At 66.8% G+C, this 241-nt stretch carries 1 protein-coding gene; it reads left to right on the forward strand.

The genetic code is table 11. The annotated features are described in order from the left end of the window. Window positions 1–241, forward strand: a 241-nt coding sequence (locus SB772_RS45020; protein WP_410839154.1) for a flagellar hook-basal body complex protein, incomplete at both ends; no start/stop codon positions are given.

Below are 241 nucleotides of genomic sequence, written 5' to 3' on the forward strand. Positions count from 1 at the left end.
GTATCAGACCATCCGCCAGCCGGGCGCGAACTCGACGCAGCAGACGGAACTGCCGTCGGGCATCCAGCTCGGCACGGGCGTGCAGCAGGTCGCGACCGAGCGTCTGTACACGCAGGGCAACCTGCAGCAGACGGGCAATTCGAAGGACGTCGCGATCAACGGCCAGGGCTTCTTCCAGGTGCAGATGCCGGACGGCACGACCGCCTACACGCGCGACGGCTCGTTCCAGACCAACGCACAG

Origin of the sequence: Paraburkholderia sp. SIMBA_030 (assembly GCF_046535245.1) — a bacterium.
Classification (GTDB): Bacteria; Pseudomonadota; Gammaproteobacteria; order Burkholderiales; family Burkholderiaceae; genus Paraburkholderia.